Here is a 20,884-nt window from a genome sequence, read left to right as displayed (position 1 = left end):
CCGTCTGCTGTGCTTGGCCAATGACACCCTCCCAGAGCGGCACCACCGGCCCAGGCGCAGAGAAACACCCCGGCCCCCGCCACCCCTTCCTCCGCATGACCTCCCGAGGCCGGGGCGAGGCGCACCGGGTCGCGACCCCGCTCGAGCTGCTCTTCGACCTGAGTTTCGTCGTGGCCGTGGCCCAGGCGGGCGCCCAGCTGGTGAAGGCCGTGACGGCAGGCCACGCCGGCGAGGGCGTGCTCGACTACGCGATGGTGTTCTTCGCCATCTGGTGGGCGTGGATGAACTTCTCCTGGTTCGCGTCGGCGTACGACACCGACGACGCGCTGTACCGGGTGGTCACCCTCGTGCAGATCGCCGGTGTGCTCGTGCTGGCGGCCGGGGTCTCGCAGGCCTTCGAGAGACACGAGTTCATGGCCGTCTGGCTCGGATACCTGATCATGCGAGTCGCGATGACCGCGCAGTGGCTGCGCGCGGCGGCCTCCACGACGGGTGCCGACCGGCGCACGGCGCTGCGGTACGCGGGCGGGGTGATGCTCTGCCAGGTCGGCTGGCTCGGCCTGCTGGTCCTGCCGGAGCCGGCGAGACCGTGGGTGTTCCTGGTGATGGCCGTCGCCGAGATGTCCGTCCCGGTGTACGCGGAGAGGAGCGCCATCACGTCCTGGCACCCGCGTCACATCGCCGAGCGCTTCGGCGCCTTCACGATCATCGTGCTCGGTGAGTCGATCGCGGCGGCGACGGTCGCCGTGAAGTCCGCGGTGGACGAGCACGGCGCGCTCGGCGAGCTGCTGTCGGTCGCCGCGGGTGGGCTGCTCATCGTGTTCGCCGCGTGGTGGATCTACTTCGCGGTCCCGATCCACGGGTATCTGCGCTCGAGCCGGGAGGCGTTCCTGTGGGGTTACGGCCACTACGTGATCTTCGCTTCGGCGGCGGCGATCGGCGCGGGCATCGCGGTGGCCGTGGTGGAGGCGGTGGGGCAGGCGCACATCTCGACGCTCGCCGCGTCGGCCGCGGTGACCGTGCCGACGACGCTGTACCTGCTGACGGTGTGGGCTCTGCACACCCGGCACTTCAAGGTCGGCGCCGCTCAGCAACTGGTGCTGCCGCTGGGCGCGCTGATGATCGCGCTGTGCACCTTCGCGGGCGGCTGGGCCGTCTTCCTGGCGGGCGTCGCGGCCTCGCTGACCGTAGCGGCGGGTGCGACGCTCACCGCCCGGGGAGAGCGCGCGGAGGACGGCTCCGGGGCCCAACTCTCGTGATACGGATGCCGTATGACGACTCCGACGCGCAACGCCCTGACCGATGTCGCCGGCCTGCGGGTCGGCCATGCCACCCGGGCCGGTGAAGGCGGCCGGCTGACCGGCACCACGGTCGTGCTCGCACCCGAGGGCGGGATGACCGCCGCCGTGGACGTGCGCGGCGGCGGGCCGGGCACTAAGGAGACGGACGCGCTCGACCCGCGCAACGTGGTGCGCCGTATCGACGCGGTGACGCTGACGGGCGGCAGCGCATACGGCCTTGACGCCGCGTCGGGCGTCATGGCGTGGCTGGAGGAGCAGGGCCGGGGCGTGCGGGTGGGGCCGGATCCGCGCCATGTCGTGCCGGTCGTGCCCGCCGCGTGCGTCTTCGATCTGGGGCGGGGCGGCGAGTTCCGGGCCAGGCCCGACGCGGCGACGGGCCGCGCGGCGGTGGAGGCGGCGGCCGCCTCGGCTCTGGGCTCCCCCGTCGCGGAGGGCTCGGTGGGCGCGGGCACGGGCGCGGTGATCGGCGGGCTCAAGGGCGGCGTGGGCACGGCGAGCACGGTCCTCGACTCGGGCGTCACGGTCGCGGCGCTGGTGGTGGCCAACGCGGCGGGCTCCGCGGTGGATCCGGCGACGGGAGCGCTGTACGGGCGGCTCTTCGACCCGGACCTCGCGAACCTTGCGAGGGGCGAGCACCCCTACTCGCACCCCGCACCGGAGGTACACGCGGCGGCACAGGAGCGCATCGCCGAGGCCAGGCGGGAGACGGAGGAGGCGGTCGGCGGGCCGGCGGCGCCGCCGCTGAACACGACGCTGGCCGTCGTCGCCACGGACGCGGTGCTGAGCCGTTCGCAGGCGCAGAAGCTCGCGGGCACGTCGCACGACGGGATCGCGCGCGCCGTCCGCCCGGTGCATCTGCTGAACGACGGGGACACGGTGTTCGCCGTGGCGACCGGCGCCCGCCCGCTGGACGAGGCGAACCCGCTCGCGCTCAACGACATCCTCGCGGCGGGCGCGGACATGGTGACGCGGGCGATCGTGCGGGCGGTACTGGCGGCGGAGACGGTGCGGGGACCGGGCGGCACGTTCCTCTCCTACCGGGAGCTGTACGGGAGTTGAGGTCCCGCACAGCTGCCAGAACGGCAGGTATTCACGGCGGAAAGGGCCCGCGCGGTTGCGGGTGCGGCACGTGTCTCCGTTCACATTAACCGGAAGGAACCTTTCCGGTGAGTTCACGCTCTCTACACACACTGGAGTAAGTGACGAATCCTGGAGTATCCCGTGACAAACACGGACACCGCCGTGTTTCAGCAGCATCCCCGACAGCCCGGACCGGGCCGCGTGCGCACCGCGCGGCGGACCCTGATGGCGACGGCCGCGCTCGCCGTCGGCGCGCTCGTGCTCACGGCCTGCGGCGGCAACGCCTCCGCGGACAACTCCGACAACAAGGAGGGCGGCGGCAACGGCAAGGGTTCGTCCGCCGCGCAGATCACGATCTCCGCGAAGGACGGCTCCACCGGCGCGTCCATCAACGCGACGGGCGTGAAGGTCACCTCCGGCAAGCTCACGGCCGTGACGATGACGGAGCCCGACACGGGCAAGACGGTGGCCGGTTCGCTCTCCGCCGACGGCGCGGTGTGGAAGCCGAAGGAGCAGCTGGACCGCGGCACGAAGTACCGCATTTCCGCCACCGCCAAGGACTCCGAGGGCCGCACCGCCGCCGCCAACTCGATCTTCACGACGGTCACCACGTCGGGCAGCTTCATCGGCACATACACGCCGGACGGCGACACGACGGTCGGCGTGGGGATGCCGGTCTCGTTCACCTTCGACAAGGCGATCACGAACAAGAAGGCCGTGCAGTCGCACATCACGGTCTCCTCCAGCAGCGGCCAGCAGGTCGTCGGCCACTGGTTCGGCGCGCAGCGGCTCGACTTCCGGCCCGAGGAGTACTGGAAGGCCGGCTCCAAGGTCACGATGAAGATCGCCCTGGACGGTGTGCAGGGCGCGGACGGCGTGACGGGCGTGCAGGACAAGACGGTCACGTTCACCGTCGGCCGCTCCCAGGTCTCCACGGTCGACGTCGACACCCAGACGATGACCGTCGTCCGGGACGGCCAGACGATCAAGACGATCCCGATCTCGGCCGGCAGCCCGCAGCACACCACGTACAACGGGCAGATGGTGATCTCCGAGAAGTTCGTGCAGACGCGGATGAACGGGTCGACGGTCGGCTTCGGCGGCGAGTACGACATCCCTGACGTGCCGCACGCGATGCGCCTGTCGTCGTCCGGGACGTTCATCCACGGCAACTACTGGTACCCGAAGGGCAATCCGCCGTTCGGCCGCACGGGCACCAGCCACGGCTGCGTCGGCCTCGAGGACGTCCAGGGCGCGGGCGGCGCGACGATCGCCAAGTGGTTCTACGACAACTCGCTCATCGGCGACCTCGTGATCGTCAAGAACTCCCCCGACACCACGATCGCCCCCGACAACGGCCTCAACGGCTGGAACATGGCGTGGGACCAGTGGACGGCGGGCAGCTCGGTCTGACGCGTACGTCCCTGATTCGAGGCGGGCCGCACGGGAACTTTCCCGGGCGGCCCGTCCGTTTCTGATTTCGAGACCACGAGGTCGGACCTAGGGGCTACGGTATGCACCCACAAGGTGACATGTAGCAACGCCGGGAGATGCCTTGAGCGTTCCGTACGACACCGCAGCGTACGAGCCACCCGAGTCGCACGGGTCGCGCCGGCCGGACGGCAGCCACCACCAGCCGGACGAGCAGCTCGGGCGCCTCCTGGGCCGTGCGCTGAACTCCTTCGAGCTGCCCGACGAGGCCCTCGCCCGCCTCGACTGCGCGCTCGCGTACGACAGTTCGCTTCACTCCGCGCACCACAGCGCGGGCCTGCACCGCGAGACGTACCGGCACACCTGGCTGCTCGCGGACGGCAGCGCGCTCACCCTGTGGGAGCTGGTCCACAACACGATGCCGGGCCGGCACACCCAGCACGAGCTCTACACCTCGGAGGACGACCTCCACCTGGCGACGGACCGCCTCCCGCTGCCCCCGGAAGCCGCGCCCGAGTTCGAGCTGCCGTTACCCCTCCAGCCCCCGTCGTTCCCCGAGCCCCGCCGCTCGTACGTGGCCGACGACTCGGCGGACCACGCCCGCCGCCTCCTGCGCCGCGCGGAGAACGAGGACTGCCCGGGCCCCGGCACCGCCCGCCTCCTGCGCACGGCCTGCGCGCACCAGATCACCCAGGCCTTCGGCCGCCCCTGCCTCGGCTTCACGCTCTACGAGCACGCGTTCCTGCTGGTCGACGGCAGCGAGGTCAGCCTCTGGGAGACCGAGCACACGGCGACGCCGGACGGCCGCCACATGTGCGAGGTGTACGCCACCCAGGACGACGCCCGAGCGGCGATGGAAGGCCGCGCCACGAACCGCTCCCGCCCGAGCTGCGGCTAGCGAAGCGCTGCGGCCGGCGGAGCGCCGGGCGACCAACGACGAATGAGCTACCGGCGGCGGCTGAACTGACGTACAAGCCCCGCGAACGCGTCGCACTCGGCCGGGGTCAGCGGCACGGACTCCATGGCGGGCGGACCGCTCTGGACCGGCATCGGGCTGACGGGCCGGGGCTTGCCCCAGACCACATGGCGGATCAGGCGGACGACTCCGACGACCCACATCACGGCCACGGCCGCGAGGAACGCCACGCCTATCGGCTGAAACATGGACACGTGCTCAGGCATAAGGCCAGTCAACACCACAGTCCGGGCCTTTGACCCGGACCGTGACGTATCTCGCAGGACCGGACAGAGGGGCGCCGAACGGGACGCCGAAGGGCCCGGCCCTCCGCGCGGAGAACCGGGCCCTTCGGCAGGTGTGCCGGGCGCGCCTACCGGCCGGCGTGCTTACTCGCCAGCGGCTTACCGACCGGCGCGCTTACCGACCGGCGCGCTTACTGACCGGCGGCTTACTGACCCATGACGTACTTGACCGTCGGGCCGGTGGTCCAGCCGCCGTCCACGGCGATCTCGGCACCGGTGACGTACGAGGAGTCGTCCGAGAGTAGGAACACGACCGCCTTCGCGATCTCGTCCGCCTCGCCGACGCGGCCCATCGGGGTGTTCGGGTAGTTGCCGTCGCCGCGCTGGATGCCGACCTGGGCGGTCATCGGGGTGTAGGTCATGCCGGGGTGGACGGAGTTCACGCGGATCTTGTTCGTGCCCTGCTCCACCGCGGCGACCTTGGTCAGGCCGCGCACGGCCCACTTGGAGGCGCCGTAGGAGCTGGTGAGGGCGAGGCCCATCAGGCCGGCGGCGGAGGAGATGTTGACGATGGAGCCGCCGCCGTTGTCCTTCATGGCGTTGATGGCCGTCTTCACGCCGATGAAGACACCGGTGAGGTTGATGTCGATGACCTTGCGGAAGTGGTCGACCGACTCCGTCTCGACCGGCATTCCGGTGGAGATGCCCGCGTTGTTGACCAGGCCGTCGAGCCCGCCGAACTCGGCGGTGGCGAACGCGGCGACGCTCGCCCAGTCCTCCTCGGACGTCACGTCGTGGCGCGCGAAGCGGGCGCGCTCGCCGAGCTCGGCGGCGAGGGCCTTGCCCTCGTCCTCCAGGACGTCGGTGACGACGACGTTCGCGCCGGCCTCGACGGCGATGCGCGCGATCTCGGCGCCGATACCGCGGGCTCCGCCGGTGATGAGGACGGTCTTGCCGGTGAGGTTGTTCATGTGAGGTCTCCTGAGGAAATCGGGGGTGTGGCAGGGGAGTTCGGGGAAGTCTTCGGGGGTTCGGGAAGTCTTCGGGGGTTCGGGGCGGTGCCCCTTCGGGAACCGGGAGTGGTGACCCTGTGCCGGGACACTAAGCAGGCGCCCATGGGAAGTCACCCAGCGACGCGAGGCATCGCGTGGCGAGCGCCGCGGGCCCTAGTTCGCCGCCGGCGGGGGCGTCACTCATGGCCCAGGTCTCGACGCCGACGCGGATGGCGGTGCAGGCGACTCCGGCGGCCATGCGTACGGAGAGGGGGGTGGGCGTAACAGACGCACCGGCGCCGACGGACGCCTCCGCACCCGAAGCCGACGCGGCGCCCGACCCGGCGCCCGAAGCCGAAGCCGAAGCCGAGCCCGACCCAACGCCCGAAGCCGAAGCCGAGCCCGACGCAGCGCCCAAGTCCGACTCCGAGCCCGCGCCGGCACCCGCGCCCGCGCCCGAATCGGCGCCCGCACGCTCCCCCACCCGCTCCTGAAGCACCGCCAGCACCGTGGCCTCCGACGTATGACAGGCGATGCCCCACACCGCCTGAAGCGCCGGGCTCTCGGCCGCCATGCGCAGCAGCGACCTGACCCACTCCAGGGATTCCACGTTGGCCGGGTCGTCAGCGGTCAGCGCCTCGGCGACCGCGTGCCGCAGCGCGGCGGGGACGGACAGTCCGGCCGGGGCGTCGCGCACGGCCTCGGCCCACATCTGGGCACCGGCGGCGAAGAGGGGCGCGACGGCTTCCTCTTTGGTCGCGAAGTAGCGGTAGAACGTACGCGGCGCGACTCCCGCCGCGCGGGCGATGTCCTCGGCGCGGGTGGCGCGCAGGCCGTCCGCCACGAACAAGGTGGCGGCCGTGCGGGCGATTTCCAGCCGGGTGGCGGCCTTCCGTCGCTCCAGCAGGGTCTCTGTCGTCGAGGTCAGCGTCTCAGTTTTCGAGCTACTGGCCATCAGGGTTTTGGAACTACCGGCCATAAAGTCATGCTATGCCTCTGTGGCAGAATCTGCCACTATTCCGGTGTTCAACCAAGGGTGGGCGAGAGCAGTGCGGCGGAGACGTTTCCTTCTTCAGACGGCCGGTCTGGCCGGTGCCGCGGCCTACGGGCTCAGTGGCTGTTCGAGTTCGTCGAAGACCTCGCTGCACCTGATGGTGGCGAGCTACGACAAGAGCGTCGGCTCCTCGATCGGCGACCAGTGGGCCGCCGCCGTGAAGGCCTACAAGAAGGTTAAGCCGGACGTCGAGATCCATCTCGAGCGGATCCCGTTCCTCAAGCTCGACAAGACTCTCGCCGATCGCGTGAAGGCGGGCAAGGCCCCGGACATAGCCCAGTCCAACGCGTTCGCCCCGTTCGCCGAAGCGGGCAAGCTCTACCCGACGTCCGAGCTGTTCGCCATCCCCACCCAGGCCGACTTCATCCAGTCGTTCGCCGAGGCCGGCGTGTCCCACTACGTCCAGTACGGCATCCCGTTCCTGGCGAGCACCCCGCGCCTCTTCTACAACACGAAGCTCTTCAAGCAGGCCGGCGTCTCCGCGCCCACCTCGTGGGACGAACTACGGTCCGCCGCACAGGCGTTGAAGGGCATCGGCGTACCGACGCCGTACGGGCTCCAGCTCGGCCCGGAGGCCGCCGAGGACGAGGCGCTCTCGTGGCTGCTCGCGGGCGGCGGCACGTACGCGGGTGTCACCGGCTACGAGTTCGCAAGCCCCAGCAACATCGCGACGCTCACGTGGCTGCGCGACAACCTGGTCACCGAGGGCCTGGCCGGTTCCGCCCCGCAGCGCCTGTCCAGGACGGCGGCGTACGGGCAGTTCCTGCAGGGCCAGGTCGGCATGATGCTGGCTCACCCCGTCCTGATGCGCGCCGCCGACCAGGCGAGGCTCCCGTACGCGCACACCGCCTTCCCCAGCAAGGGCGGGGGCGCCGCGCCGCCGCTCGGGCTCAACGACTGGCTGCTCGCGTTCAACCAGAACGGCAACAAGAAGGCCTGCGGCGAGCTGCTGACGTACCTGTACAGCAAGAAGTCGTCGGTCGCGTACAGCGGCGGGGAGGCGGCGCTGCCCGTGACGGCGTCGGCGTCGGACTCGCTGCGCTCCGACCCGAAGCAGCGCCCCCTGTGGGAGTTCATCGACCAGATGCCGAAGGCCGAGTTCCAGCCGGTGAACCTGGCGTCGTGGCCCGAGGTGCGGGCCGCCATCCGCACCGACATCGGTGCCGCGGTCCTGCGCGGCGGCGACCCGCGCGCCGTCCTCACGGCCCTGGACACGGCGGCGAGCCGCGCGGAGATCCACACCGCGTCCTGAAACGGCGGGTGGGCGGGCCCCCGCGCCGCAGCGCGAGAACCCGCCCACCCGGAGTACCGCGGGGCCGAAGCCCCGTCAGACCGGCCCTGTCAGACCAGCCCCGTCAGACCAGCTCCGTCGCCTTCTCGACCGGCCCGGCGGCCTCCGACGGCGCCGCGTCCTGGTCGCCGCCCCCTTCGATGTGCTGCGCGGGCTTCCGCGGCAGCGCGAACATCAGCACGAAGATCGAGCCGAGCACGCAGACGACCCACCACAGCGAGTTACGGAACGCGTCCACGAACGCCGGTCCGATCGCGGCCGGCGCGAGGTGGTCGCCGATCGTCCCGAAGAAGGCGACGGAGACCAGGCCGAGGCCGAGCGCCGTACCCATCTGCTGCACGGTGTTGATCAGGCCGGACGCCGAACCGGCGTGCTCCTTCGGCACCTCGGACAGCACCGCGTCCGTCAGCGGCGCGACGATGAGGCCCATGCCGATGCCCATCACGAGCAGCGGCAGCGCCATCTGCCACGAGGTGATCGCGGCGCCGTAGTGCCCCGCCTCCCAGATGTAGAGCAGCAGCCCGGACATCATCGACAGCGCGCCCGCCTGGAGCACCTTCCGCCCGAACCGCGGCACCAGCTTCTGTACGGAGATGCCCGCCGCCGCCGAGACGGCCACGGAGAACGGCACCCCGGTCAGACCCGCGCGCAGCGCCGTCCACCCCAGGCCCACCTGCATGTACAGCGTCCAGACCAGGAAGAAGATGCCGAGCGCGACACCGAAGACGGTCTGCACGGCGATGCCGGCCGCGAAGCTCTTCACCTTGAACAGGGACAGCTCGACCAGCGGCGAACCGTCACGGCGCGTCTTGTACTTCTCGTAGGCGACGAGCGCCGCGAAGACGAGGACGCTGCTCGCCATCATCAGGTGGCCCCACAGCGGCCAGCCGAGCTCGCGGCCGCGGGTCAGCGGGTAGAGCAGCAACAGCAGGCCGAGCGTGACCAGGACGACGCCGCCAAGGTCGAGCTTGAGGGCGCGCGGCGCCTTGGACTCGCTGATGAACGCGCGGCCGAGGAGCAGTCCGACGATGCCGACCGGCAGGTTGATCAGGAAGATCGGGCGCCATTCGAGACCGAAGAGGTTCCCCTCGGTGAGCAGGGCGCCGAGCAGCGGGCCGGAGACCGCGCCCAGGCCGACGATCATGCCGAACAGGCCGAAGACCTTGCCGCGCTCGTGGGCCGGGAAGGTGGCGTGCACGATCGAGAGGACCTGCGGCACCATCATCGCGGCCATGCCGCCCTGGAGGATGCGCGAGGCGACCAGCATCTCGGGGTTCACAGCGAAGCCGCAGAGCGCCGAGGCGAGGGTGAAGCCGGCGATGCCGATGAGGAAGAGCCTCTTGCGGCCGTAGATGTCGCCGAGTCGTCCGCCGGTGATCAGACCCGCGGCGAACGCGAGGGCGTAACCGGCGGTGATCCACTGGATCTGCCCGAAGGTCGCGCCCTCGTCGCGCTGGATGGACGGAATCGCGATATTGACGATCGTCACGTCGACCAGGTCCATGAAGGCCGCGGTCATCACGATCGCCAGGGCGAACCAGCGTCGCCTGTCGGGGGTGGTCACGGATGAAGTCATACCGTGAGACTAGAAGCCAAGTAGGTCAGGGGGCGTCCTAGATCCCACGCATCCTGAGTGGCATCGATAACAAACGCGCGGCGAAACGACGAACGAGATTGGGGACGCACCATGACCACCGCCACCCCGGCCCGGCTGCTCCAGCTGCTCTCCCTGCTCCAGACCCCGCGCGAGTGGCCCGGCGGCGAACTCGCCACGCGCCTCGGCGTCTCGCGGCGGACCGTGCGCCGTGACGTGGACCGGCTGCGGGAGCTGGGCTATCCCGTGCAGGCGTCGATGGGCGCGGAGGGCGGCTACCGCCTGGTCGCGGGCAAGGCGCTGCCGCCGCTCGTCCTGGACGACGAGGAGGCGGTGGCCATCGCGGTCGGCCTGCGCGCCGGCGCCGGGCACGCCGTCGAGGGCGTGGAGGAGGCGTCGGTACGGGCGCTCGCCAAGCTGGAGCAGGTGCTGCCGTCGCGCCTGCGGCACCGGGTCTCCACACTGCAGGCCGCGACGATGCCGCTGACCAGCGGGGACGGTGCGTCGATCGCTACGGAGACGCTCACCGTTCTCGCGTCGGCGACGGCGGGGCAGGAGCGGCTGCGGTTCCGCTACAGCTCGGGCGACGGCACGCAGTCGCGGCGGCTCACGGAGCCGTACCGGATGGTGTCGACGGGGCGGCGCTGGTATCTGGTGGCGTACGACATCGACCGCGTCGACTGGCGCACGTTCCGCGTGGACCGGATCGAGGAGCCGTTCGCGACGGGCGCGCGCTTCGTACCGCGGGAGCTGCCGACGGGGGACGCGGCGGAGTACCTGCGGCGCTCCATGACGACCCGCGGCCGCCCGGGCTACGACATCGACGTGACGTTCGAGGCACCGGCGGAATTCGTGGCGGCGAGACTGCCTTCGGCACTGGGGGTCCCGGTACCGGGGCCCAACGGAACATGCCGCCTGCGCACGACGGCCTCCGACTCGGTGGAGTGGCTGGCGCTACGCCTGGCCCTGGTGGACTGCGAATTCACGGCACACGGCCCGGAAGAACTGGTCAGCTACATACGGGATTTGGGCGCACGCCTGAACAGAGCGACGGGCTCAGCCTGACCGGACCGGCGCACTCCGGCACCCTTCCAGCGCGCTCAGGCACCTTTCCAACCGGCTCCGGCACCCTTCCAGCCCGCTCAGGCACCCTTCCAGCCCGTCCGGCGTTTGAGGACAAGGAACGCGGGGGCCTGGGGGCAGAGCCCCCAGAAACCACGCCCCCAGCCGGTCAGGCCGCCGCGTCGAACCCAGTGTCCCGAGCCAATTTCTTCAGCTCGAGCAACGCGTGCTTCTCGATCTGCCGAATCCGCTCCCGCGTAAGCCCATGCTCCTTGCCGACCTCCGTGAGCGTCCGCTCGCGGCCGTCGTCGATCCCGTACCGCATCTTGATGATGGACGCGGTGCGCTGGTCGAGACGCCCGATGAGATCGTCGAGCTCCTCGCTGCGCAGCAGCGTGAGGACGGACTGCTCGGGCGACACGGCGGACGTGTCCTCGAGCAGGTCGCCGAACTGGGTCTCGCCCTCGTCGTCGACCGGCATGTTCAGCGAGACCGGGTCGCGGGCCCAGTCCAGGACGTCGACGACGCGAGCAGGCTTGGTGTCGAGCTCGGCGGCGACCTCCTCGGGCTCGGGGTCCCGGCCGTTCTTACGGTTGAACTCGCGCTGGACGCGGCGGATACGGCCCAGCTCCTCCACCAGGTGGACGGGGAGCCGGATCGTGCGCGACTGGTCGGCTATGGACCGGGTGATGGCCTGCCGGATCCACCAGGTCGCGTACGTGGAGAACTTGAAGCCCTTGCGGTAGTCGAACTTCTCGACGGCGCGCACCAGGCCGGCGTTCCCCTCCTGGATGAGGTCGAGGAGCGGGAGGCCGCTTCTCGGGTAACGGCGTGCGACGGCCACGACCAGGCGCAGGTTGGACTTGATGAAGATGTCCTTGGCCCGCTCACCCTCGGCGACGAGCGCCTCCAGCTCCTCGCGGGACGCGTCCCCCGCGGCCTTGCTCTCCGCCTCACCGTCGAGGATCTGCCGGGCGTACACACCCGCCTCGATGGTCTGTGACAGTTCGACTTCCCTGGCGGCGTCCAGCAGCGGCGTACGCGCGATCTCGTCGAGGTACATGCCGACCAGGTCGCGGTCGGCGATCTCGCCGCCTACGGCGCGAACACTGCGTGCGCCGTCGGTCTCGCCGGAGGCGGCGGACTTACGACGGGCGACGGCACGGGTTGCCATGCGTGCTCCCTTGCGATGGTGGGCGGGGGCCTGCGGTGGACAGGTCCTGTGGTCCTGTGGCGGCCGGACCACCTTCCCGGGTGCCCGGCATCCGATGGAAACAACGACTGGAATCCGGACAGAATTCCCATGCCGCCCATCGATTTTCGTGATCATGCAGTACCCTGTGCCGCCATTGGCCGGGCAGGGAGAGGCGCACACGGTGACGGAGTCCACGGACGTGCAGGTCAGACCGGGGTCCGAGGAAGACCTCGACGCCCTCACCGCCCTCTACAACCACTACGTGCGCGAAACGTCGATCACCTTCGACACGCACGTCTTCACCCCGCTGGAGCGGCGTTCCTGGCTGCTCTCCCACCCTGAAGACGGCCCGCACCGCCTACTGGTTGCCCAGGACCGCGATTCGGGCCGGATCCTCGGTTACGCGACCTCGGGCCCCTTCCGCCCCAAGCCCGCGTACGCCACATCAGTCGAGGTCAGCGTCTACTGCGCCCCCGACGCGGGCGGACGCGGCATCGGCACCCTGCTCTACGGCGCGCTCTTCGAGGCGCTCGCGGGCGAGGACGTGCACCGCGCGTACGCGGGCGTCACACAGCCGAACGAGGCCTCGGCCCGCCTGCACACCCGCTTCGGCTTCACGCACATCGGCACGTATCGCGAGGTCGGCCGGAAGTTCGGCCGGTACTGGGATGTGGCCTGGTACGAGAAGCCGCTGGGCGCTCCCGACGAGCCCGCACGCACTACCCCAGGCCAGTAGCTCCCTACCCGAACTGAACAGACCGCTTGGCCAGTCCCATCCAGAAGCCGTCGATGACGCTGCGCTGCGCGTCCAGCTCGCCGCTCGCCTCCGCCGCGCCCATCGTCACGAACAGCGGCGCGAAGTGCTCGGTGCGGGGGTGGGCGAGCTGGCCGGCCGGGGACTTGTGGGTGAAGTCGAGGAGGGCGTCGACGTCGCCGGCCTCCAGGGCTCGGTGGCCCCAGTCGTCAAACTCCGACGACCAGGCCGGGATGCCGCCCTGCCGCAGCGCCGCGAGGTTGTGCGTGAAGAAGCCCGAGCCGACGATCAGCACGCCCTCGTCACGCAGCGGCGCGAGCTTGCGGCCGATGTCCATCAGCTTCTGCGGGTCGAGCGTCGGCATGGAGATCTGCAGGACCGGGATGTCGGCGTCGGGGTACATCTCGACGAGCGGAACGTACGCGCCGTGATCGAGGCCGCGGTCCGGGATGTCCTGGACGGGTACACCGGGTCCGCGCAGCAACTTACGTACGGATTCAGCCAGTTCCGGGGCGCCGGGAGCGCCGTACTGCACCTGGTAGTAGTGCTCGGGGAAGCCCCAGAAGTCGTAGACGAGCGGTACGGTCTCGACGGCGCCGAGGGCGAGCGGGGCCTCCTCCCAGTGCGCGGAGACCATCAGGATCGCCCGGGGGCGCGGCAGGTCGGCGGACCAGTCCGCGAGCTGGCCGGTCCACAGGGCGTCGTCGGCGAGCGGCGGCGCGCCGTGGCTGAGGTAGAGAGCGGGCATACGCATGGCGACACTCCTGGATTCCGAGATTCCGCGACCCTGGATTTACTTGAAGTCTCAAGTGATGGCGAAAGAGTAGCGCCGAGTTGTTTAATTTTCAAGCAGGATGTACGTAGAGTGGATACATGACCACGGCACCCATCCCCGCCGCCCCCCGCTGGCTCACGGACGAGGAGCAGCGCACCTGGCAGGCGTACCTCCATGCGACCACGCTGCTCGAAGACCACCTCGACAGGCAACTCCAGCGGGACGCGGGAATGCCGCACATTTATTACGGGCTGCTCGTCCTGCTCTCCGAGGCGCCGCACCGGCGTATGAGGATGACCCAACTGGCCATGCAGGCCAAGATCACCCGCTCCCGCCTCTCCCACGCCGTCGCCCGCCTGGAGCGCAGCGGCTGGGTCCGCCGCCAGAACTGCCCCTCCGACCGCCGCGGCCAGCTCGCCTGCCTCACCGACGAGGGCTACGAGGTCCTGACGCGCACGGCACCGGGCCATGTCGCCGCCGTCCGCCAGGCCCTCCTCGACCGGCTCTCCCCGGAACAGCAGAAGACCCTCGGCGAGATCATGAGGATCGTCGCCGAGGGCCTTCAGCCGAAGGAGGCGGGGGCGGATCTCCCGTGGCTCCGGTAGTCCCCGCCCGCCCCCGTTCAGGGAGTCAGTGCGCCACCACCGGCACCGCCACCTCGTCCTCCGCACCCACCGTGCTCCCCGACGCCTTCAGCGAACCGCCGCCCGGCACCCCCGTGTTGATACGGGTCAGCGCGATCGTCGCCGCCGCGACCAGGATGCCGACGGCCCACCAGATGGCATGGGTGTAGCCGTTCACCATGGCCTGCGCCTGAAGCAGCTTGGGGTCGGCGGCACCCGCCGCGTGCGAGGCGACGTACGCCGTGGTCGCCGACGCGGCGATCGTGTTCAGCAGCGCCGTACCGATCGCACCGCCCACCTGCTGCGACGTGTTGACCATCGCGGAGGCGACACCGGCGTCACGCGGCTCCACCCCGTGCGTCGCGAGCGACATCGCGGGCATGAACGCCGTACCCATACCGAGCCCGAGCAGCAGCTGCGCCGGCAGGACGAGCGCCGGATACGAGGAGTCGACCTTCAGCTGGGTCAGCAGCAGCATCCCGAGCGCGGCGACCAGGAACCCGGGACCCATCAGCAGCCGCGGCCGGACCCGGGTCATCAGCCGGGCCCCGATCTGCGTGGACCCCGTGATCATGCCGACGATCATCGGCAGGAACGCGAACCCGGTGGTCACCGGCGAGAACCCGCGCACGACCTGCAGGTAGTACGTCAGGAAGAGGAACAGGCCGAACATCGCGATGACGGCGAGCCCGAGCGACAGATAGACGCCGCCGCGGTTGCGGTCGAGCAGGACGCGCAGCGGCAGCAGCGGCGAGCGCACCTTCGACTCGGTGAGCACGAACGCGAGCAGCGCCACGGCCGAGGCGACGAACATGCCCACGGTCACGGCGTCCGACCAGCCATTGGACTCGGCGCGCGTGAAGCCGTAGACGAGGGAGACCAGACCGAGGGTCGACAGGACGACACCCGGAATGTCGAGCGACGAGCGGTTACGCGAACCGGCCGGCTCCCGCACGACGAAGTACGCACCCACCGCCGCGATGATCGCGAACGGGATGTTCACGAAGAACGTCCAGCGCCAGTTCAGGTATTCGGTGAGGAAGCCGCCGAGAATCAGGCCGACGGCACCGCCGCCTCCGGCGATCGCACCGTAGATACCGAACGCCTTCGCGCGTTCCTTGGCGTCGGTGAACATCACCGCGAGCAGCGAGAGCGCGGCGGGCGCGAGCAGCGCGCCGAACATGCCCTGGAGCGCGCGGGCGCCGAGCATCATCGCCTCGCCCTGGGCCGCGCCGCCGAGCGCGGACGCGAAGGCGAAGCCGAGCAGGCCGGTCACAAAGGTCCGCTTACGGCCCCACAGGTCGGCGATCCGGCCGCCGAACAGGAGCAGTCCGCCGAAGGCGAGGGCGTAGGCCGTGATGACCCACTGCTTGTTCCCGTCGGATATGCCGAGGTCCCGCTGCGCCCACGGCAGCGCGATGTTCACGATGGTCGCGTCGAGCACGACCATGAGCTGGGCGAGCGCGATGAAGACGAGCGCTTTCCAGCGCAGGGGATCGGTGGCCGGCAGAACGGGCGCCGGACCTGTTTTTGGCAAGGGGGTACCCATGACGGGACTCCAAGTCTCGAATAAGCGCGAAATGTCTAGTGGGTAAAAGGGCGCGGCCGGCGCGGGTGGTCAGCCCTGCCGGAGATCCTCCAAAGTCGCGGCCGTCCCCGGGAGTTCCGAGCGGGCCGGTGCCATCAGGCCGTCCAGGAACACCTGAAGATGGCGGTGGACGAACCGGTCGGCCTCCATGCAGCCGGTGCCCGGCAGCGGCCGGGTCAGCTGGGAGAGGGCGACCATCAGATCCCCGACCGCGATGTCGGCGCGCAGCTGCCCGGCGGAGCGGGCTCGCGCCATGACGCCCTCGGTGCCGGCGTCGAGCCGGTCGCGGGCGGCCAGCAGATCAGGGTGTTGCAGGTCGAAGACGGCCGAGAGCATCGGGCACAGGGCGCCGATCCGCTCGTCGGCCGCGGCATGGACGAACGTACGCAGAGCACTGAAGGACGCCTCCGGGTCGGCGTCCGCGACGGCGATCGCCCGCTCGGCGTGCTCGGTGACGCTGTCCATGACGGACAGGACGACGTGCCGGAGCAGTTCGGTGCGGTCTGCGAAGTGCCGGTAGACGGTGGCGTTGCCGACACCCGCGCGGCGGGCGATCTCGTCCATCGGGACCTCTGCCCCGTACTCGACGATCATCTCCCGGGCCGCGGCGACGATCCGCTCCCGGTTGCGCAGCGCGTCGGCGCGCGGCTTCGGCACGCGGCGCGGCTGCTTGGCGGGGGTGGGGGCCGAGGCGGCGGCACTCATGGGGATCGCTCCTTCCGGCGGGCGTTCCTACGATTCTCCGACGCCGCCTGAAAGCCGAAGCGCCGGACCCTTCCGATCCGGGGACTCAGTCCCCGTTTCATCCGGACACCCAGCTAAACGGGGACTCGCTCCCCGGTTATTTCCCACCCTCAATGTGACCTGCGTCACACTCGCCAGAATCCCCTGATCGGCGCACTCAGCGAGCGCCCCCGCACCCCCCGCCACAGGGTGATCGAAGCGGCGTGTCCCGCCTTCGGGCCCGCCGGAGTACGAGGGTGAGGCGATCTCATGCGGCAGCGCATACGCGGAGCCCGGCGCAGCGCAGGGCTCGCCGGGCTCGCCGCCATGGCCCTCGCCGTCAGCACGTCGGCGAGCACGGGCCGCTTCATACCGGAGTCCCCGTCCCCGGCCGGCGCGGGCCCCGTCGCCCTGTCCCGTTCGGCCGAGCTGAACCCCTGCATGATCCAGGGCGCCATGGGCGTACAGATGTCGGAAGGGATGCCCACGCAGCCCGGCTACGCCCGCTCCACGGGCACCGTCCACGCCCTGAACCTCATGGTCGACTTCTCCGACGCCCCCGGCCAGGGCTCCGCGATGGACCGCTTCGGCGAGTTCTTCCCGCAGACCCAGGAGTGGTTCCGTACCGCGTCGTACGGGCGTCTCGACTACCGCCCCGAGGCCCCGATCAGGCACTGGCTGCGGATGCCGAAGCCGTTCGCCGCGTACGGGATACAACGCGGCGCCCCCTTCGACCCCGGCTACCGCAACCTCGTCGACGACATCGTGGCCAAGGCCGACCCCGACGTGAACTTCCGCGACTACGACCTGGTCAACTTCCTGATGACCCCGAACGCGGGCCCCTCGGCGCTCGACACCGTGCTGTCGGTGACGTTCGCCGGCAACCGCGAGGCGCCGGTCGCGGACGGCGTCGCGATCTCCAACGCCTCGTTCGTCTACAGCCGCCAGGACGACGGCTCCGGCTCGTACGCGCAGACCGGCTACCGCGTGCTGCCGCACGAGAACGGCCACACCTTCGGCCTGCCCGACCTCTACACCCAGGACGGCGGCGGCGCCGTCGGCCACTGGGACATCATGAGCGAGGACTGGGGCGCCGACAACGACATGCTCGGCTGGCACAAGTGGAAGCTGGGCTGGCTCGGGAACGACCAAGTCAGCTGCGCGTCGACGAGCGGCACGACGGAGCACGACCTGTCGCCGCTCGGCCGCAACGACGGCCGCACGAAGCTCGCGTTCGTCCCGCTCACCACGAAGACGGGTTACGCGATCGAGGTCCGCACCCGCGAGGGCAACGACGAGGCGGTGTGCCGCCCCGGCGTCCTCATCTACAAGGTCGACGCGAGTGTGGACACGGGCCACGGCCCGATCACCGTCGAGGACGCCACCCGCAACAGCGGCGGCTGCACCCGCAGCCCGAACGTCCACGCGCAACTCTCCGACGCGGCGTTCACCCCCGGCGAGACGTTCAAGGACACCCGTACCGGAGTGCAGATCAAGGTCGAGGCGGCGGAGATGAACGGGGACTATCGGGTGGCGGTCACGCGGAGGTAGGCGGTGCTTTTACGCAGGAGTGGTGGGCGGCCGGCGAATCGCCTCCCCCACCGGCCCCCGCAGCTCCCGCTTCAGCAGCTTCCCCGTCGCGTTGCGCGGCAGCGGCCCCTCCCTGAGGAGCACGTACGCCGGCACCTTGAACGCCGCGAGGGACTTGCCGACGTGGGCCCGAAGCGCGTCGGCGTCCAGCGCCGCCCCGGCCCTGACCTGCACGACGGCTGCGACCTCCTCACCCAGCACCGGGTGCGGCACCCCGAGCACGGCCGCGTCCACGACGTCGGGATGGTCGTGCAGAACGGCCTCGACCTCGACGCAGTACACGTTCTCGCCGCCCCGGATCACCATGTCCTTGATCCGGTCGACGACGCTCACGCGCCCGTCCCGCAACGTCGCCAGATCCCCGGTCCGGAACCACCCACCGGGCGCGAACGCCGTGGCAGTAGCCTCCTCGTCCCGCCAGTAACCGCGTATCACCGACTGCCCGCGCAGCCACAGCTCCCCCACCTCACCGTCGGCGACGGCTTCGCCGCCGGGCCCCGCGACCCGCACCTCCACGGCGGGCGCGGGCCGGCCCACGCTCTCGGGGTGGGCCCGGTACTCGGCACCGAAGTTGGCGGTGACGCCGCCGAGAGTCTCGGTGAGCCCGTAGCCGTTGCGCGGCTCGACACGGTCGCCGAAACGGGCGGTGAGGCGGGCCACGAGGTCGGGCGGCGCGGCGGCGCCTCCGGTGTTGAACATGGCCATGGTCGGCATGTCGTCGCCGGCGGCCTCGGCGGCGGCGAGCAGTTGCAGCGCGGTCGCGGGCACCCCGCCGTAGTTGGTGATCCCGTGCTCGCGGATCGCGGCGAGCGCCTTGCCGGCGTCCCACTTGTGCAGCAGGACGAGGGTGCCGCCGGCCGACATCGCCGCGTAGAACCCGGTGAACGCGGCGACGTGGAAGAAGGGGAAGGTGAGCAGCGCGACGGGAGTGGGCCCCTGCCCCGGGATCTGCCCGCGCCTCAACGCCGAAAGGGCCGCGAAATAACGGGGGTTGGCGATGGCACCCACGTGCGCGCGGTGCGTGGCGACGGCACCCTTGGGCCGCCCGGTGGTCCCGGAGGTGTAGATGATGGTGGCGTCGTCGTCGGGCCGCACGTCGACATCGGGCGGCCCGAGCGCGGGATCGGCGACGGGCAGCTCCTCGTACCGCTCGAACCGGTCGCCGCCCGGCAACTCCCCGTCGTAATGACAGACAAGCGTCCACACCCGCGACCGCCCCTCCACCCACGCCCGGACCCTCTCGAACCGCTCCCCGTCGACGATGAGCACGCCGGGCTCGCAGTCATCGAGGGCGTACGCGAACTCGTCCTCGGTCCACCAGGCGTTCAACGGCACGGCAACAAGCCCGGCCAACTGGGCAGCCCAGAAGGCAACTTGCCACTCGGGATAGTTCCGCATGGCAACGACAGCACGGTCCCCGGGCCGCAGCCCATACACATCCACAAACCGCCGAGCGAGCGCCGACGCGGCGGCAAAGAACTCCGAGTAGGTGAGCCGCTGACCCCCGGCGATGAGAAAGTCCGTGTCCCCGAACGCCCAGGTGGTCTCAACAAACTCCCGCAGAGTCCCCGGCCCATCGACATACTCAAGCCCCCCACCCTCGCCCCGCACAACAGCGAAGGGAGCCCCGGGCGAGGTGAGCAACGCGAGAACGGGATCGGCAGGGACTGACGGCTGCGGCTCCATGTGGGGTGGAACCCCTTTCGACTGACCGAACGAGACAGGGACGGCCAGTGTGTACGCGCCGCCGCCCGCGATTCCAGCAAACCCACAAAACCCTGATCCGGAAGCTCCCCCGCCCGACCACCGAGGGCAACCCGACACAACCACCCCGCCCGCGAAACACCAGCGAACCCCACCGACAGCATCCGCTACGCTGTCACTGGTTGCACGCCTTCGTAGCTCAGGGGATAGAGCACCGCTCTCCTAAAGCGGGTGTCGCAGGTTCGAATCCTGCCGGGGGCACAGACAGAAGGGCCAGTTCAGAGGCTTGATCCTCTCGAACTGGCCCTTTGCCATGCCGGGATGGAGGGGGCGCCGTACGCGAGTGCCGGCCCATCGTGGTGAGCGCGCGGGGAGAGAGTGGTGGGTTGGGGCAAAGGGACAGGCTGCGGCCTGGAACGTCCTGACTCCGAAGTCGCGGCTATGCCGCGGCAGGCTCGGCCGACCTGGATCTGCCACGCTCGAAGCGGCAAACGCTTGACAGCCCGCCCAAGATGCGATCGCTCAAGGGACGACTAGTGTTACGTAAGTGGGAGCCGGAACCCGGCAGTAAGCCCTCTTCCGGCGAATCCTTGAAGACCGCGGCCTCCAGGCTCGTGAAACCCCCGCACTGCGGGGCAACGGAGCCGGACAGGGAAGTTCTTCCCGCATGACACGCGGCGAATTCAAGATCACGCCGCGCATCTTGCTGTGGCCACGGCCGACAATCGCGCGTCGGACCAGCGCGCGAGTCGATCAAAGGGAAGGCATAGATCATGCAGGCGCAGCGTCTGAAGCACATCTTTGCGGTTTCCGCAGCTGGCGCTCTCGTGGCAGGTGCTGCCGCGATCGGTGCGGCGGGGACCGCAGCTGCCAGCACTCCTACTCACGCCCCGCAGACCTCCGTGAGCTCCTACGGTGACCACGGTG

At 70.3% G+C, this 20,884-nt stretch carries 18 protein-coding genes and 1 tRNA gene; 10 read left to right on the top strand and 9 right to left on the bottom strand.

Annotated elements, in window-relative coordinates; all coding sequences use genetic code 11:
• The first annotated feature begins 95 nt into the window (after positions 1 to 95).
• The 4 genes from ABZ893_RS16545 (at position 96) to ABZ893_RS16530 (ending at position 4,710) form a co-directional block, all read left to right on the top strand.
• Positions 96 to 1,259, top strand: coding sequence for a low temperature requirement protein A (locus ABZ893_RS16545; RefSeq protein WP_361403259.1), 1,164 nt, complete (start codon positions 96 to 98; stop codon positions 1,257 to 1,259).
• 12 nt (positions 1,260 to 1,271) lie between these two features.
• On the top strand, positions 1,272 to 2,360 hold the full coding sequence (locus ABZ893_RS16540; protein ID WP_361403256.1) for a P1 family peptidase: 1,089 nt from the start codon (positions 1,272 to 1,274) through the stop codon (positions 2,358 to 2,360).
• 246 nt (positions 2,361 to 2,606) lie between these two features.
• Positions 2,607 to 3,794, top strand: coding sequence for an Ig-like domain-containing protein (locus ABZ893_RS16535; protein ID WP_361403582.1), 1,188 nt, complete (start codon positions 2,607 to 2,609; stop codon positions 3,792 to 3,794).
• Between the two features lie 142 nt (positions 3,795 to 3,936).
• Positions 3,937 to 4,710, top strand: a complete 774-nt coding sequence (locus tag ABZ893_RS16530; RefSeq protein ID WP_361403253.1) for a DUF6227 family protein — start codon at positions 3,937 to 3,939, stop codon at positions 4,708 to 4,710.
• A gap of 47 nt (positions 4,711 to 4,757) precedes the next feature.
• Here ABZ893_RS16530 and ABZ893_RS16525 read toward each other — a convergent pair whose 3' ends face one another.
• The 3 genes from ABZ893_RS16525 to ABZ893_RS16515 form a co-directional block, all read right to left on the bottom strand.
• On the bottom strand, positions 4,758 to 4,976 hold the full coding sequence (locus tag ABZ893_RS16525) for a hypothetical protein (RefSeq protein WP_361403250.1): 219 nt from the start codon (positions 4,974 to 4,976) through the stop codon (positions 4,758 to 4,760).
• 242 nt (positions 4,977 to 5,218) lie between these two features.
• A complete protein-coding gene (locus ABZ893_RS16520) occupies positions 5,219 to 5,983 on the bottom strand; it encodes a glucose 1-dehydrogenase (RefSeq protein WP_361403247.1) in 765 nt (254 codons plus the stop codon).
• Positions 5,984 to 6,113: 130 nt separating this feature from the next.
• Positions 6,114 to 6,983: a TetR family transcriptional regulator gene (locus tag ABZ893_RS16515; protein WP_361403244.1), complete on the bottom strand. Its 870-nt coding sequence runs from the start codon at positions 6,981 to 6,983 to the stop codon at positions 6,114 to 6,116.
• A 70-nt stretch (positions 6,984 to 7,053) separates the two neighbouring features.
• Between ABZ893_RS16515 and ABZ893_RS16510 the strand changes: the two genes are divergently transcribed.
• Positions 7,054 to 8,310, top strand: coding sequence for an extracellular solute-binding protein (locus ABZ893_RS16510; RefSeq protein WP_361403241.1), 1,257 nt, complete (start codon positions 7,054 to 7,056; stop codon positions 8,308 to 8,310).
• Between the two features lie 103 nt (positions 8,311 to 8,413).
• Here ABZ893_RS16510 and ABZ893_RS16505 read toward each other — a convergent pair whose 3' ends face one another.
• Positions 8,414 to 9,925 (bottom strand): MFS transporter, encoded by a 1,512-nt coding sequence (locus tag ABZ893_RS16505; RefSeq protein ID WP_361403238.1) that lies wholly within the window; start codon positions 9,923 to 9,925, stop codon positions 8,414 to 8,416.
• A 111-nt stretch (positions 9,926 to 10,036) separates the two neighbouring features.
• On the opposite strand from ABZ893_RS16505, the gene ABZ893_RS16500 reads away from it, so the two are divergent.
• Entirely contained in the window at positions 10,037 to 11,008 is a 972-nt protein-coding gene (locus ABZ893_RS16500; RefSeq protein WP_361403235.1) for a WYL domain-containing protein, read from the top strand.
• Between the two features lie 166 nt (positions 11,009 to 11,174).
• Here the strand turns inward: ABZ893_RS16500 and ABZ893_RS16495 are convergent, their stop codons facing one another.
• Positions 11,175 to 12,179, bottom strand: coding sequence for a sigma-70 family RNA polymerase sigma factor (locus ABZ893_RS16495; protein ID WP_361403233.1), 1,005 nt, complete (start codon positions 12,177 to 12,179; stop codon positions 11,175 to 11,177).
• Between the two features lie 202 nt (positions 12,180 to 12,381).
• Here ABZ893_RS16495 and ABZ893_RS16490 point away from each other — a divergent pair, with 202 nt between their 5' ends.
• Positions 12,382 to 12,936: an N-acetyltransferase family protein gene (locus tag ABZ893_RS16490; protein ID WP_361403230.1), complete on the top strand. Its 555-nt coding sequence runs from the start codon at positions 12,382 to 12,384 to the stop codon at positions 12,934 to 12,936.
• A 4-nt stretch (positions 12,937 to 12,940) separates the two neighbouring features.
• Here the strand turns inward: ABZ893_RS16490 and ABZ893_RS16485 are convergent, their stop codons facing one another.
• On the bottom strand, positions 12,941 to 13,708 hold the full coding sequence (locus ABZ893_RS16485; protein WP_361403227.1) for a class III extradiol ring-cleavage dioxygenase: 768 nt from the start codon (positions 13,706 to 13,708) through the stop codon (positions 12,941 to 12,943).
• A 119-nt stretch (positions 13,709 to 13,827) separates the two neighbouring features.
• Between ABZ893_RS16485 and ABZ893_RS16480 the strand changes: the two genes are divergently transcribed.
• Complete coding sequence (locus ABZ893_RS16480; RefSeq protein ID WP_361403225.1) at positions 13,828 to 14,334, top strand: MarR family transcriptional regulator; 507 nt, start codon at positions 13,828 to 13,830, stop codon at positions 14,332 to 14,334.
• Between the two features lie 25 nt (positions 14,335 to 14,359).
• Here ABZ893_RS16480 and ABZ893_RS16475 read toward each other — a convergent pair whose 3' ends face one another.
• Both ABZ893_RS16475 and ABZ893_RS16470 read right to left on the bottom strand, forming a co-directional pair.
• Positions 14,360 to 15,901: an MFS transporter gene (locus ABZ893_RS16475; protein ID WP_361403222.1), complete on the bottom strand. Its 1,542-nt coding sequence runs from the start codon at positions 15,899 to 15,901 to the stop codon at positions 14,360 to 14,362.
• 69 nt (positions 15,902 to 15,970) lie between these two features.
• Positions 15,971 to 16,645 (bottom strand): helix-turn-helix domain-containing protein, encoded by a 675-nt coding sequence (locus ABZ893_RS16470; protein WP_361403219.1) that lies wholly within the window; start codon positions 16,643 to 16,645, stop codon positions 15,971 to 15,973.
• Between the two features lie 288 nt (positions 16,646 to 16,933).
• Between ABZ893_RS16470 and ABZ893_RS16465 the strand changes: the two genes are divergently transcribed.
• Positions 16,934 to 18,214, top strand: coding sequence for a M6 family metalloprotease domain-containing protein (locus tag ABZ893_RS16465; RefSeq protein ID WP_361403217.1), 1,281 nt, complete (start codon positions 16,934 to 16,936; stop codon positions 18,212 to 18,214).
• 9 nt (positions 18,215 to 18,223) lie between these two features.
• Here ABZ893_RS16465 and ABZ893_RS16460 read toward each other — a convergent pair whose 3' ends face one another.
• Positions 18,224 to 19,939 carry a class I adenylate-forming enzyme family protein gene (locus tag ABZ893_RS16460; protein ID WP_361403214.1) on the bottom strand — a complete coding sequence of 572 codons (1,716 nt, stop codon included), beginning with the start codon at positions 19,937 to 19,939 and terminating at the stop codon, positions 18,224 to 18,226.
• Between the two features lie 206 nt (positions 19,940 to 20,145).
• On the opposite strand from ABZ893_RS16460, the gene ABZ893_RS16455 reads away from it, so the two are divergent.
• Positions 20,146 to 20,218: transfer RNA gene (locus tag ABZ893_RS16455), tRNA-Arg, on the top strand.
• The last annotated feature ends 666 nt before the right edge of the window (positions 20,219 to 20,884 follow it).

It is taken from the genome of Streptomyces sp. NPDC046821, assembly GCF_040645335.1.
In the GTDB taxonomy this organism is placed as follows: domain Bacteria; phylum Actinomycetota; class Actinomycetes; order Streptomycetales; family Streptomycetaceae; genus Streptomyces.
Note: the sequence above shows the minus strand (reverse complement) of the source record. Positions and strands in the feature narration are given on the sequence as shown.